Source organism: Psychrobacillus sp. FSL K6-4615 (assembly GCF_038008225.1).
GTDB lineage: Bacteria > Bacillota > Bacilli > Bacillales_A > Planococcaceae > Psychrobacillus > Psychrobacillus psychrotolerans.
In genome coordinates this window covers 1514149-1527947 of record NZ_JBBOYQ010000001.1, presented here as the reverse complement: position 1 = coordinate 1527947, position 13799 = coordinate 1514149, and the positions used below count along the sequence as shown (strand labels likewise).

14 protein-coding genes and 1 riboswitch are annotated in these 13799 nt (G+C 35.6%); of the genes, 1 reads left to right on the top strand and 13 read right to left on the bottom strand.

Going from position 1 to position 13799, the window contains the following annotated elements; genetic code table 11:
- Positions 1–103: 103 nt before the first annotated feature.
- From MKX53_RS07335 to MKX53_RS07310, 6 genes are all read right to left on the bottom strand, one after another.
- Positions 104–1114, bottom strand: a complete 1011-nt coding sequence (locus MKX53_RS07335; protein WP_340910273.1) for a YpdA family putative bacillithiol disulfide reductase — start codon at positions 1112–1114, stop codon at positions 104–106.
- Positions 1115–1882, bottom strand: a complete 768-nt coding sequence (locus MKX53_RS07330) for a metallophosphoesterase (RefSeq protein ID WP_340910270.1) — start codon at positions 1880–1882, stop codon at positions 1115–1117.
- A 71-nt stretch (positions 1883–1953) separates the two neighbouring features.
- Positions 1954–2586 (bottom strand): CBS domain-containing protein, encoded by a 633-nt coding sequence (locus tag MKX53_RS07325; protein WP_093534789.1) that lies wholly within the window; start codon positions 2584–2586, stop codon positions 1954–1956.
- A 74-nt stretch (positions 2587–2660) separates the two neighbouring features.
- Positions 2661–3269 carry a LysM peptidoglycan-binding domain-containing protein gene (locus MKX53_RS07320; protein WP_340910268.1) on the bottom strand — a complete coding sequence of 203 codons (609 nt, stop codon included), beginning with the start codon at positions 3267–3269 and terminating at the stop codon, positions 2661–2663.
- Between the two features lie 80 nt (positions 3270–3349).
- Complete coding sequence (locus MKX53_RS07315; RefSeq protein WP_340910266.1) at positions 3350–4765, bottom strand: RecQ family ATP-dependent DNA helicase; 1416 nt, start codon at positions 4763–4765, stop codon at positions 3350–3352.
- A complete protein-coding gene (locus MKX53_RS07310; protein ID WP_340910263.1) occupies positions 4758–5792 on the bottom strand; it encodes a helix-turn-helix domain-containing protein in 1035 nt (344 codons plus the stop codon). Before MKX53_RS07310 ends, MKX53_RS07315 begins: the two co-directional genes overlap by 8 nt.
- 110 nt (positions 5793–5902) lie before the next feature.
- Here MKX53_RS07310 and MKX53_RS07305 point away from each other — a divergent pair, with 110 nt between their 5' ends.
- Positions 5903–6151, top strand: coding sequence for a ferredoxin (locus MKX53_RS07305; protein ID WP_093534797.1), 249 nt, complete (start codon positions 5903–5905; stop codon positions 6149–6151).
- Positions 6152–6739: 588 nt separating this feature from the next.
- On the opposite strand, the gene MKX53_RS07300 is transcribed toward MKX53_RS07305, so the two are convergent.
- The 7 genes from MKX53_RS07300 to MKX53_RS07270 form a co-directional block, all read right to left on the bottom strand.
- Entirely contained in the window at positions 6740–7675 is a 936-nt protein-coding gene (locus MKX53_RS07300; RefSeq protein WP_340771389.1) for an IS3 family transposase, read from the bottom strand.
- On the bottom strand, positions 7591–8079 hold the full coding sequence (locus MKX53_RS07295) for a hypothetical protein (RefSeq protein WP_340909900.1): 489 nt from the start codon (positions 8077–8079) through the stop codon (positions 7591–7593). The genes MKX53_RS07300 and MKX53_RS07295 overlap by 85 nt, the downstream gene beginning before the upstream one ends.
- 228 nt (positions 8080–8307) lie before the next feature.
- A complete protein-coding gene (locus tag MKX53_RS07290) occupies positions 8308–8901 on the bottom strand; it encodes an ECF transporter S component (protein ID WP_340762070.1) in 594 nt (197 codons plus the stop codon).
- A gap of 153 nt (positions 8902–9054) precedes the next feature.
- Positions 9055–9187: riboswitch (FMN riboswitch) on the bottom strand.
- A gap of 273 nt (positions 9188–9460) precedes the next feature.
- On the bottom strand, positions 9461–10708 hold the full coding sequence (locus MKX53_RS07285; protein ID WP_340910260.1) for a hypothetical protein: 1248 nt from the start codon (positions 10706–10708) through the stop codon (positions 9461–9463).
- On the bottom strand, positions 10701–11237 hold the full coding sequence (sigX, locus tag MKX53_RS07280) for an RNA polymerase sigma factor SigX (RefSeq protein ID WP_093534803.1): 537 nt from the start codon (positions 11235–11237) through the stop codon (positions 10701–10703). Before sigX ends, MKX53_RS07285 begins: the two co-directional genes overlap by 8 nt.
- Before the next feature lie 45 nt (positions 11238–11282).
- Complete coding sequence (locus MKX53_RS07275) at positions 11283–13067, bottom strand: ATP-binding protein (RefSeq protein ID WP_340910257.1); 1785 nt, start codon at positions 13065–13067, stop codon at positions 11283–11285.
- Positions 13060–13776, bottom strand: coding sequence for a response regulator transcription factor (locus tag MKX53_RS07270; RefSeq protein ID WP_093534807.1), 717 nt, complete (start codon positions 13774–13776; stop codon positions 13060–13062). The genes MKX53_RS07275 and MKX53_RS07270 overlap by 8 nt, the downstream gene beginning before the upstream one ends.
- Between the last annotated feature and the right edge of the window lie 23 nt (positions 13777–13799).

Here is a 13799-nt window from a genome sequence, read left to right as displayed (position 1 = left end):
TTTTACTTACGTTCAAATTGCTGAATACTCGCTCTTAATGTACTGATACTTGCGGATGATTGTGATTGACTTCCTCTATATTCATCATAAGATGATTTTTGGGTTAGTCAGTTTGCTTATTATTTTTTCTTTTTATTTCGTTTGCAATCTGATCCCCATGGAATCGTCCATTTTCAATGAAAATTTCATTTGCGTTATTCCCTGCAGCAATAACACCTGCTATGAAAATTCCTTCTACATTTGTTTCCATTGTTTCTGCATCAAAGGATGGTCTACCTGTAGCTTCGTCAATATCCACACCCATTTCCCTTATAAATGCATGATCAGGATGATACCCAGTCATTGCAAATACAAAGTCATTCGGTATTTGAAACTCTCCTGTTTGACTACTCTTTAGCGTTACCTCAGATGAGCCTATTTCTATTACTTCTGTATTAAAGTGCATTTGTACTTCCTTATTTCTTACAAGACCATCAAACTCCGGAAGTACCCAAGGTTTTATACTTGGTGAATACTCATTTCCTCTATATGCTACTGTAACATTGGCTCCTGCTTTGTTTAGTTCTAAAGCTGCATCTATCGCGGAATTTTTCCCACCTATTACTAATATATCTAATCCAAAGTAGGGATGCCCCTCTTTGAAATAATGTCGAACTTTTGCTAATTCCTCACCTGGTATGTTCATATAATTTGGATGATCATAATAGCCAGTTGCTATTACTACATACGTTGCCAAATAAGTTTCTTTAGATGTATATACTAAAAAATTATTTTCTTGTTTCTCTACTTTTAGAACTTGTTCGTATTTATGAACATCAATGTTTTTAAGTTTTGCTACTTCTCGGTAGTAAACTAAAGCTTGATTTCGTTTTGGTTTTCTCTCTTCTACTATGAATGGAACATCACCTATTGATAATTTCTCACTTGTGCTAAAAAAGGTCTGATGTGTAGGATAATTATAAATAGCCTCTACAACATTTCCCTTTTCAATTACGATGGTTTTTAGTCCAATATTTTGTGTAGAAATAGCAGCTGATAATCCACAAGGACCTCCACCTACTATTAATACATCTACTTGTTGATACACCCAAAAAACTTCCTTTCTTTTATTCACTTATTGTCTTCCACTAATGGTAATGAGATGGCATTCAGATTTCGCTCCAAGTCGAAGTGGAACTGCCGTTGTGCCATAACCATTGCTAATGAGTTCAGCACTATTTTCTTTTTCTCTATAGCTTCCTTTTTCATAAATTCCAAATGGTCCAAAGCGTATTTGGCCGCCATGAAGATGACCAGCTAAAAGAAGATGTGGCTTACTTATTTTTTTAGCATTATTGAAATAAGCTGGAGCATGGGTTACAAAAACGATGACATCGGATTCTTTAACATCCTTGAAAGCCTCATACATTTTTACATTCCCTTCGAAACCATCGTTAATCCCAACAATGCGTAAGGAAAATTTATCTTTTTCAAACCTAACAGACCGATTTTCCAATATATAAACAGCATGTGCTTCTAAGATGTCACTTAAGTTCTGCGCACCAACTTCTCTATCATTATTCCCAAATACGTAACAAGTATTTCCAAGCTTAGCAAGCTGCTTAATATTTTCATTTGTTCTTTTTAAAGGAACGCCTCTCTCCGTCAAATCTCCACCTATTACAACTATATCTACTTTACCGATGAGGCTTTGAATTAGCTTATCACTTATTTTTCTTCTGTGAATATCTGATATGAAAAAGACACGAAATTGAATATCTTTTGTCCACTCATTGATATACAAAGAATGGGTATGAACGTTAGTTTGAAAAGCTAAAAATAGCATATATAAGAAAAGCAAAACTACGATAGACAACAAAACACTAATAATCCAAACAACCAATTCTATACCCCCAAACAACATGGAAAAGGACAGGGAAATTCCCCTGCCCTGCACTTGTGCAATTGATCATTCTACTCTTCTTTATCAATGTGTAGTACACGGAAACCTGACTTTTCTAAATCAGCTAAAATTCGATCCATTTTTGAATCATTTTCAATCTTTAATACAATGCGTCTGAATAATTTATCGGTCTCATCAAAAGTTACGATTGAAATAACAGAGGCATGGTATTTATGAAGGACATCTGTCATTTTTTGAATACGTCCTTCTGATTCCACCGAGGTAAATGTAATACGCGTTCCTTTACTATTCATACCAAATGCACTTTTAAACTGTTCTACTGCATCATAGCGTGTAACTAACCCAAGGAACTTCCCTTCCTCAACAACAGCAAGGACTGGGAAATCATGAAGCTTAATCATTGCGTTTTCGAAAACATCCTCGTAACCAACAAAAACATCTTCGTTTGTCATAATATCCGTAACTTTCGTTTGCTCCATGAAAGCTTCTTTATCCAATTTACTATAAAAATGAGCTTTATATAAAAGATATTTGTTGAACATACCAACATATTTCCCATTATCTAAAATAGGTAAAGCATCCATTTCTTTTTCTTCAAGTAGACGAAGAGCCGACGAGACTATTGTACCTACTTGAACTGTTACACATTTTTCTTTTGGGATCATAACACTTTTTACAAACATTTTAGCACCTCTTCCAACTTAGGATATACTTTATATATTCAACATTTAAAAGAAATATCCTTCTTTCTCTATGTTTAAGGTAGGACTAACTTTTGACCAACTGAAATTTCATTTGAAGACAGGCCGTTAGCAGACTTTATCTTTTCGACAGCACTTCCATCCTTATAATAATTGACCGCTATCCGATATAGTGTTTCATTTTCCTTTACGATATGCGTTCTAGAACTAGCAACTTCGGTAGGTTCCGTTTTCTCCACCGCCGCTGGTTCTTTCTTAGGCTCTTCCACAACTACCTTTTTTGGCTCCTCTTTGTCTACTTCTGCAGGCTTTTCAGCTTGCTGCTCCGTTTTTTCAGGAGTAACAGGTTCTGTTGGAGTCACTTCTTCTTTTGTTTCGTCTTCTTTTGTTCCGTTATTAATTGATTGTGTTTCAACATGTATCGCATCATTTTTCACTACTTCCGCCTTGTTTGGATCGGCTTGATAGAAAAATTGAACATAAATAAATATACTAACTGGTATTAATATGAAAACACAAAATACGGTAGGAATTAATAGGTTCTTAGATTTCTTCTTGGGTTTCTTATTTAAACTTCTACTTCTTCTCATGTTATTAGAATCGTCATCTTGTCCTATGGATTGTCGATGTTCGTCGATTTTTTTTTGGTAATCATCTTGGTTCATTTTACTCAAACTCCATTTCTGCCATCATTTCTACTTCTATTATGACGAATATTGTAGAAAAAGTAAACTTATCAAATGTATTATGTAGGAAGGAGGATATTTAACCTTTTTTTCCAATTTAATTCTTCTTGACTATTCTTTTCCTCTGTTCGTTTTTGTAAAATATTCGCAGCTTCCATCTTACATTTGGAACAACAATAGTACGGTTTCTCTATCAATCTTTGGTCAAAATAATGAAGTAGTTGTTGTCTTATACATATATCATTTCGTATCATGGTATAAAATTTTTGTATATCCTGCCACTTTTTTTGTTTTATATCCTTAAATAATTCAATTGTTTCATGTTCGTTTAAACGTTCTTTCCAGTAAGTAAGAATTCGGGTCGTTGTTTCTGCTTGTTCGACTCCAGAATAAGAAGATTGGTAAGCAATTTGAATGTCTTGTTCCTCAGGGAAGTCTTGCATCGTAACGTAAAAAGTTTGCTCCACATCCGTTGGAGTATACAAAAGAGAAGCGATTGCTTGTTTTCCATCTCTCGCAGCCCTTCCAACCTCTTGCATGTACCCCGCAATCGAAGTTGGAATATGATCATGAATAATTTGTCTTATATTATCTTTGTGTATACCCATTCCAAATGCATTTGTCGCACAGATCCACTCTAGTTGCCCTTGCTGAAATTGTTGTTGGATTAATATTCTATCACTTTGTTCCATTTTAGCATGATAAAATCCAACTGAAATTCCTTGTTCTCGCAGTGCTGCTGCATATGTCTCTGTCTTTTTACGAGACTGTGTATAAATTATTCCTGGTCCCTCTGTGGAGGTGACTCTGCCTAGTATCCACTTCATTTTTTGTTGTTGGTTATCTACCTCTATCATTTCATAGGCTATAGCCGGTCGATCAAGTGAATGAATATATTCAAATGGTGCATTCATTTGTAGAGTTTTTTTAATATCATCCACCACTTCGGCTGTCGCAGTAGCTGTTAAGGCTAGAACGTTCACCGAACCAATTGATTGGAGCCAAGTGGAAATCCTTAAATAATCTGGTCTAAAATCAAATCCCCATTGTGAGATACAATGTGCTTCATCCGCCACTACATAAGCAATAGAAAGTTTTCGAAGTGCTAGGTTAAATTGTTCATTTTGCAACATCTCGGGAGAAGTAAATATGAATTTATAGTCAGCTAATCGACGAATAGCCATCTCCTTCTCCTGCAAAGATAAAAAGGAATTAATAGCAATGACTCTTTTTTCTCCAAGTATTTTCAATTGTTCCACTTGATCTTGCATAAGGGACAAAAGAGGTGACACAATAACCACAGTACCTTCCATCAGATAAGCAGGTAGTTGGTAGAGAAGTGATTTCCCCATTCCTGTAGGAAGTATTGCGATAACATCTTTTTTTTCTATTATTTGTTCAATTATTTCTTGTTGACCAGCACGAAAAGTAGCATGGCCAAATCTGTTCTGAAGAATTTCATTTAATTTATCCATGAATTTGTTCTCCCTTTGTTAGTGCTAAACGTACTTGAAAATAAGTTAGTTCGGGTATTCTATTTTTTATCACAGTAAGCTTTTTCGTATGCAACTCTTTGGATAAATGAAGAATCTTTTCAACTTGCTCACTCGATATAAATGCCGAAACAGAGAAATTTTTATCGGATGAAACTATTTCAATTACATGATCTTCTATTGTGTTAATCTTTAACTTTCTTATTCTAGCTATTTCCTCCATTGTATACCCTTTTTCAAAAAGGCTATTCGTTTTAAAAGCAGAATCTGTGAGAGGAGTGTCTAGATGAATACCTTTTGCTAAAGAAAACAACAAAGGACTAGTATTTATATCAATATTGTCCAATATATTATGTAAGCACTCTAAGAAATTTATCTTTGCGTTCATATCAGTTAAATCATAGTAACGAGACAATTGTTCCCAAGTCAAACCAGTTTTGTTATATCCACTAAGTCGATAAACAAATAATGTCCTGTGTAAATCATTTAACAAAGGACTTTCAAGCAATCGGAATATCTCTTGCTTTATATCATTACTCAAGTTAAATTCACGAAAGTTATGTTGGATGAGGAAGTCTTTGACGAAATTCTGAATAGCCATATCCTTTTGGTTTGGCACAAATTTTTTCTCTTTTGCTTGGAACTGGGACAAAGTTTGGATCACTAAGTCTAATCTTTTCCAAAATAATTGTTCCCTGCCTCTGTATTCCCAGCCATTGAATAGAAACTCTTTACCTTCCCCTACTGTAGCTATTCCTTTTTCTGTAATATAGACGAGTGATTCCTCTACCTGAATTAGTTCACGGTTATGCAACTCATTAATTCCAATATCATAGTCTTCCTTCGATAATTGTGGAAGAATAGAGAAAAAAGCATGAAGTTGAAAATATGTCACATCTTGAATAGTTTGTCCTGATTTTTTACCTTTTAATAAATAATAAGGAGCATTCTCAGAACGTTGTCCGGATAACTTATGTATAATAAATAGTAATATTTGATGAAAATGCATAGGAATACCTCTCTTTTCTGAAGTATTTTGGTTGAAATATAGGGAAAACATCTTTAGAATGAATACGATAGCATATTCGTGTTAGTAGTTATAAAGGAGAGAATATAATAATGGCAAAATATACAATTGTAGATAAAGATACATGTATAGCGTGCGGAGCATGTGGAGCCGCTGCCCCAGATATTTATGACTATGATGATGAAGGTATTGCCTTCGTTATTTTAGATAATAACATGGGTACAACAGAAGTTCCAGAAGAACTAATGGAAGATATGGAAGACGCTTTTGAAGGCTGTCCTACTGATTCTATTAAAGTCGCAGATGAATCATTCGAAGGCGACGCACTGAAATACGAATAGTATATGGAATGGTGGTTGTGACTTTGTCATAATCACCATTTTTCATTCTAATAATATCAGACAAATAGACGCTAGGTCGGTCAATATCCGTTTCAATTGTTTTCGCATGGCTTTGGACAGACTTATTACTATCGTTTGACTGTCTCACCCTTCTACAACATTTAGAAACAGGTAAGGGCGTTTTTAGATAACTAGAGATAAGATACTTTCTTATTCTTAGAGGTGATGGATGACAGTCTAAGTACGCGACATCCTGTCGCAACGACTGCCTGACCCGCATCGTGCGAGCCCGAAGATGCAATTTCGTTCACTCGTTTGCTTCTTTGTTTTTTGGCAACACTTACTATTACTCTTTATTTCCACTAATGTACGTGAAATCTACCTTCTTCATCTATCAATGGAGAAAAATAACATTTAATTCAAAAGTGAATACAAATAACTTTTCCATTTCTAAGATTTTACCACTCTTGTGACTTAAGCGATAAGCTATGTTAAATGTTCTTGTTGGGTACTACTCGTTTATTTGATTGTAGCGCAAGGCGGCGACTCCAGCGGGTAGTGATATGAACCCCAAAAGTTGTACTCTTATTATGCCGCTTTTTCATAGTTTAAGCGATACTCAATGGGGCTCATCCCATTGAGTTTTTGTTTGATGCGTAGCGTATTGTAATATTCAATATAGGTTTCTATTTCTTGCGTCGCTTCTTCTAAAGAGCGAAATGAATTTCGATAGATACATTCATTTTTTAAAATACCAAAAAAACCTTCCATTAAGGCATTATCTAAACAGTTTCCTTTGCGTGACATACTTTGTGACATGTTATAAGGTTTTATCAACTGTTGAAAACGCGGGATTTGATACAGCCAGCCTTGATCCGAATGGATCAATACTTGATCTTGAAGAGATAAATTTGCCCGTTTGATCGCATTTCCAAAAGAATCTTGTATTAGGCCAAAGTTCGGGTTTTGTGTAATAGAATAACCGACAATCTCCCGGTTAAACACATCTAAAAAGGCGGATAAATAAAGTTTATTGCCGGCTACTTTAAATTCTGTTACATCTGTTAGCCATACTTGATTTGGTTTTTCTGTCTCGAAATGACGATTGATTTTATTATTCGCAATCTGACCAACCTCGCCACGGTACGAACGATATTTCTTTGCCTTTTGAACACCATGTAAACCAAGGTCATTCATTAAACGGCGTACCGTTTTATGATTAATAAAAAATCCTTCTTTGCGTAAGGCTAAAACAATTCGACGATACCCGTACAACTCTTTGTGTTGGTAGAATATACGTTCAATCGCTTCTTTTATCGTTGCGTATTTATCTGCCTTCTCTAAGTTCTTCTTATGATAATAGTAAGTTGCTTTTTTTACTTCAGAAACATGTAATAAAATTTGTAGAGGAAATTCATGCCTTAATTCATCAATCACTCTTACTTTCTCTTTGGTTGGGACTTCTTTTTTTCTTGAACTAAGGCATCTAACTTTTTTAAATAAGCATTCTCTGCTCTTAAGTATTCAAGTTCTTCTTGTAATTTTCCGATGTCTGTCATACCTTGTTTCGGCTGCTTTTTCTTCATATCACGACGCTCCCTTTTCAAATAATAGAGCGTCCATTCCTCTTCTGACATGTATTGATGCATCCACTTCCAGATGGTTGCACGACTGGGAATGTTAAAACGACCAGCTACTTTTGAATAAGGTTCAGCTGTCTCTATCATATGTTGTATTACGTGTATTTTAAAAGATTCCTCATAACCTTTACAAGCAGGAGCCATTAATCCTTCCATTCCATGAAATCGATAGATTTCTATCCAACTACTAATAACCATCTTATCGACACCCAGGTCGCGAGCGATTTTTCTTAATGGCATTCCTTTCTCAAAAAAGGCATCAATTACTTCTGCTTTTTTTATGTTCATAACGTGCACCCCCAAGTTAGTTTTAAGTCCAACATTTTGGGTGCACATCATAGCTTGAGCTGAAGACCCCGCGGAAGCGCAGCGAACGAGGAGGCTGAAGCCAAGCCCGCGGAAAGCGTCCGCCTGAAGCGAAAATCAGTATTATCATTCTTTCTTTTCAGCTCCATGAACCAAGTATATTTTCTTTTTAAAAAAAGTTGTTCCTCCTAGTGGAGAAACAACTTTTTGTTAATTTGTATTAGGTTTCATATATGAACTAGTTACTTTATCAAGCAATGGCTTCATTCGTTTGAATAAAACAATCATCACGATCGTTACTAATATACCTTTAATAAGATTAAATGGTAATATACCAAAAATGATCGTATTAAACAAAGCAGTGCCTGTTTCCATAGGGAAATTTAAGAAATAAGCGTACATTGGTAAAAATACATAATAATTTAGTACACTCATCCCAATAGCCATAGAGACTGTACCTGCTCCGAGTCCTGCCATAATGCCTTTGGACGAAGTAACTTTGCGATAAATCAAATACACAGGTGCGATAAACAAGATACTAGTTACAAAGTTAGCCATATGACCAACAGGTACACCAGTTGGACTTCCTGCAAATAACCAATCTAGTACATTTTTTAAAAATGCGACTAAAATTCCTGCAACTGGTCCCATTGTGATTGCAGCGATTAATGCTGGTATATCACTAAAGTCCACCTTTAAATAAGCCGGTAAAACCGGTAATGGAAATGCAAGTAGCATTAAAACAAAAGAAATACTACTCAGCATTGCGACTGCAATAAGCATTCGCGTTTTGCCTTTTAACATAAATCCTCTCTCCTTTTGCGATTCACTCCACAAGAAGAAAGGTTCAGAACGTTTGCATACTTAAAAAATCCCTCGAACTTATAGAAGTTCAAGGGAGAAACAAGGTACACTTTAATAAGCGTATCCGTATAAGCATACGAAAAACGACTGCACCTTCACCTTCTCCCATCCAGACTATACTGTCGGCTTTGGAATTTAACCAAATCAACCTGTTAAGGTTCGCGGGCTGAAGAAATAAATTTCTAATACCGCCGGTCGGGAATTGCACCCTGCCCCGAAGATGAATCAATATTTTGTTGTCCTCCAAGAATATATCTTGAATTAATAACATTTTATCAAATTAAAACAATATATGCAACAGACCTGTTTGCAACTGAGAATACTAGGCAAATTTATGTTATGGGCGATAATAAAAATTTAAGGGCTGTCTCGGATCGCTTATGGGCTGGGCTATCCTCAAGTTTTCTACTAGCAGGATCGTTAATTATAGGTATAGGCCATCACATATATCTTAAAACAAAAATGCCAAGCTTAAGTTAATAAGCATTGGCATTTTTTATTATTGAATTGTTTGCATAGTAAAACCATTTGGCCCCACTGGAACTGGAAGTGGACTAGAAAAATCTATTTCATTCCATTTTTCTTGTACGATATTCTCTAATCGGATAGTTTGATTGAAGCTTGCAGCTGTAAGCGAGAAAGCTTCTATCAAACGAGATGCATCACTTTCATTTAGTGATTCCAAATCTAAAGGCTCATCAAAATGTACAACAAGTCCCTTATCTTCCTTAACTGAATAAGTTACATCATTCGGAATAACAGAAGTATAAATTTCATTTTCAGGATTTTTCATCCCCTGCAATGCTTCTAATAGTGTATTGAAAGTTTTATTGAAGTTTGGTGTTAAATAGGTCACCTGATTAAAAGCCTTATATGCAAAATAATTTACCTTCTGCTCTGTGCCAGTTAACACCAAAGGTTCATCTATAGTCCCTACTTGATCCCATTCGATTGGGGATCCATCTTCATTTACTCTTAAGAACGAATCAAAATCGGTAAAGACCTCATTGATTGAAGAGATGTATGGTACAGCTGTTCCAGGTGCAGAATCGTAACCATGATCTGCTGGTAAGTAATGTTTTAATATTTTACCTTCTGCTCTAAAGTAGCCTTTGTAAGGATGATATTCTTGGAAACCAAGAGAAGTTTCGTCAATCTCCAGAGCATACTGATTATATAATTCTAAGCTACTAGGTTCCATATTTGGAAAATCCGCTTCTATTTTCTCTTGAGGAATGACAATCGTGATTGGTACAGTGAGCGCATTTTCTAATAGAGTAAAATGAAATACCGTTCCATCACCTAAATCCTGCTCATAAACAGAAGTAAAAGTCCGATCAAATGGAGCTATTTCTACATTAGAAGCTAACTTTTCAGACATAGTTGTCATACCAACAGATTCTTCTTCTTTAGCATCCATAGAGGATTCCTCTGGTACTTCTAGAGTTCTCATTTGATCGTCTGCTGTGGTCGATTCTTCGACAGTATCAGCTGTGGAACTCTCATTGTTATTTATATAGGAAGAGACGAGTACGGTTAATAATAATACAGATGCTACAGAAATGATAAATGGTAGCCATTTGTTCATAGACACCTGTATTCGTTTACGTTGCTCAAATTTCTCTTGCGTTTCTATTTTTGACTTAAGCTGCTGGTAAACTTCTTCTTTTGAGCGCTTATCTGTAAACTTGGGCATCTTTTTTAATAGTTCATCTAATTCACGGTCTTCTGCTTTTTTCTCACTCATGATGAACATCTGCCTCCTTTTGCTTATCAGATAATCGCTCACGAAGTGCTTTTATTGCACGATGTTGCGTTGTCTTCACTTTCCCTTCGGACCAATTTAAGATTTCCGATGTTTCTGCAATCGAAAGCTCCTGGAAATACCGCATTATAATAACCATTTTCTGATCTCCCGTACAATCATCCAACGCAACTAATAATGTTCTCATCTCATCATTGAGCTGCACTAAATCTTCCGGTAGCATATCTGAAGATGCAAGTTGCATCGTTTCCCAGTCAAATGAGTCAAATAATCTCTTTTTCCGGACAGCTTGTTTTCTAAAATGGTCAATTGCTATGTTTTTGGCTATTGAGAATAACCATGTTTTTTCTGAACTTTTCCCCTCGAAGCTACTATAAGCTCTGAGTACTCGTACATATACTTCTTGGACCAAGTCTTCCGCAGTTTGTCTATTTTTCACCAAATATATGAGAAACTGAAAAACATCTTGATGATAGGTATCATACAAGCGGTGGAAAACGGAGTCATTCATATGCTCCCCCCGTTCTATCAATTAGTCGTTTCAAGTAAGTATTTGTTACACAGCTTCTATTGGCAATTTAATGATAAAGGATGTTCCTATCCCTATTTCGCTTTCCGCTGATAACACACCATCATGTCGTTCTACTATGTTTTTAGCAATAGCCAATCCTAAGCCTGTGCCACTTTTTCCCCTTGTTCTGGCTTTATCTGCTTTATAAAAACGTTCAAATACATATGGAAGATCTTCTTTCGGAATCCCATACCCTGTGTCGATAACCTTTATAACGAACTGTGCGTCTGTCCTACTCAATTGCACGGTAACAGAACCATTTTCTGGAGTATGTCTAAGTGCATTATCGATTAAATTGGTTAGTACTTGCTCCATACGATCCTCATCTAGATGCATGGATAAGTTTTCTGTCAGGTTATGTTCAAAGTACAAGCCAATATCTTTTTCTTTAGCAGCCTGGTCAAATTTTTGCGTAATTCTTTCAATTGTCGGAATGACTAGAACGTTCTCTTTATATATACTAAGATATCCTGACTCTAAGCGTGCTAAATCTAACAATTCGGTTACTAATCTTCCCATTCGCTTAGATTCATCATATATAATACGCATCATTTCATTTTTGTCTTCTTCCGTGGTCACTACATTATCGATTATTGCTTCTGAATACCCATGAAGCATCGAAATAGGAGTTCTTAACTCATGTGAAACGTTCGCGATAAAATCTGATCTCATTTTATCTAAACGATGTTGTTCCGTCATATCACGAAGCACGATTACTGCTCCTCGAACGACATTTCCACTAGAATATAAAAGGCTTATAGATGCTGCAAAATAGGATCCTTTAATCTCTAATTCTTCGTCAAACTCTTCTTTTACTTCAAACACATATTCCAATAAGTGCTGGAGCTCAGCAGGAAGTTTAGAATCTTCTGTTGCTTCCAAACTTTTATACCACTTATCCAATAGAAGATCTGCCTGAGGGTTTTTAACTTGAACTTCAAATTTTGTATCAAAAGTAATAACAGCATCCGTCATAGACGTTAATATACTTGCTAATTGTTCCTTTTCTTGGTTAATCACTTCTACATGATGCTTCAATTGTTTACCCATCTGGTTAAAGGCGATTCCTAGTTCACCTATTTCATCTTTTTGAAGATACGGAACTTTTGTTTCAAAATTACCTTGTGCCAACTGGATTGCTGCTTCTCTCATAGATCTTAGTGGTAATGTAATTCGTGAAGTTAAAAAGAATGTGAACATCGTAGTTAAAAGTAAGGCGATAAATCCAGATAAGAAAACAATTTTCGTAGTACTATTTGTCGTTTTACTGACAACCTCTAAACTTTGATAGATAAAAACAGCACCATGGATATTTTTATTGGATTCTAAAGGTGCGGCTAAAATAATATAATCTTCCATCCGATCCTCACTATTTATAGCGGGCATTAGCATTTTTTTGACGATTGGTTCATTAGATGTATATATTTTAGATAAGTCCTTATCATCCAATATCTTTTCCTGTACTACCTCTTTGTTGAGGCCCTCATGGATAGACAAAAAAATGGACTCAGAATTACGTACAATTAGAGTATTCGTTTCTGTACCTAATATATCTCGGATTATTTCAAACGAATCTTCTACATTTTCATGTTGCTCAACTATTTTCCCTATGGTCACTGCTTCTTTGCGAAGGGTGTCCTCTGCTTGTTCTGTATGGAAATCTCCTAAAAATTCAAGTAATAAAACGGTTACAATAAATAACACAAATAAGACGAGAAGCAATATGGTTCCCCATAGCTTCCCGACAACACTATTCCAAAGTCTATTCATTTATAACCTCAAATTTATACCCAACACCCCATACAGTTACAATCATTTTAGCAGACTTTTCGGAAACTCTGTTTAACTTTTCACGCAACCGTTTTACGTGAGTGTCAACTGTTCTTAAATCACCGAAGAAATCATAATGCCAAACTTCTTTTAATAATTGCTCGCGATCAAATACTTTGTCTGGTGCTTTTGCTAAGAAGTAAAGTAATTCATATTCCTTAGGAGTTAAACCTACCTCTACACCATCTGCAGTTACTCTATGAGCATCATGATCTATTGTAAGGTGTGGAAAAACTACTATTTCTTTAGAAATAGACGATCCCTGTGAAGGTGCAAATGCAGTAGAACGTTTTAACAAAGCTTTTACTCGTAACACTACTTCTCTAGGGCTAAACGGTTTCACTATATAATCGTCTGCTCCTAGTTCAAAACCTTCTACGCGATTAGCTTCTTCCCCTTTAGCTGTCAATAATATAATAGGAGTTTCTTTATGAACACGTAGTTCTGTCATCACTTCTATACCATCTTTTTCAGGCATCATTATATCTAAAAGGATACAATTATAATCATATTCTAAGGCTAACTTTAATGCGACTTCCCCATTTTCAGCTTCTTCTACTTCGTAACCTTCTCGCTCTAAATACATTTTCAAAAGACGACGAATACGTTCTTCATCCTCAACTACTAGAAGTTTAATTGTTTCAGACATAGTTTTATCAAACCTTTCTATCA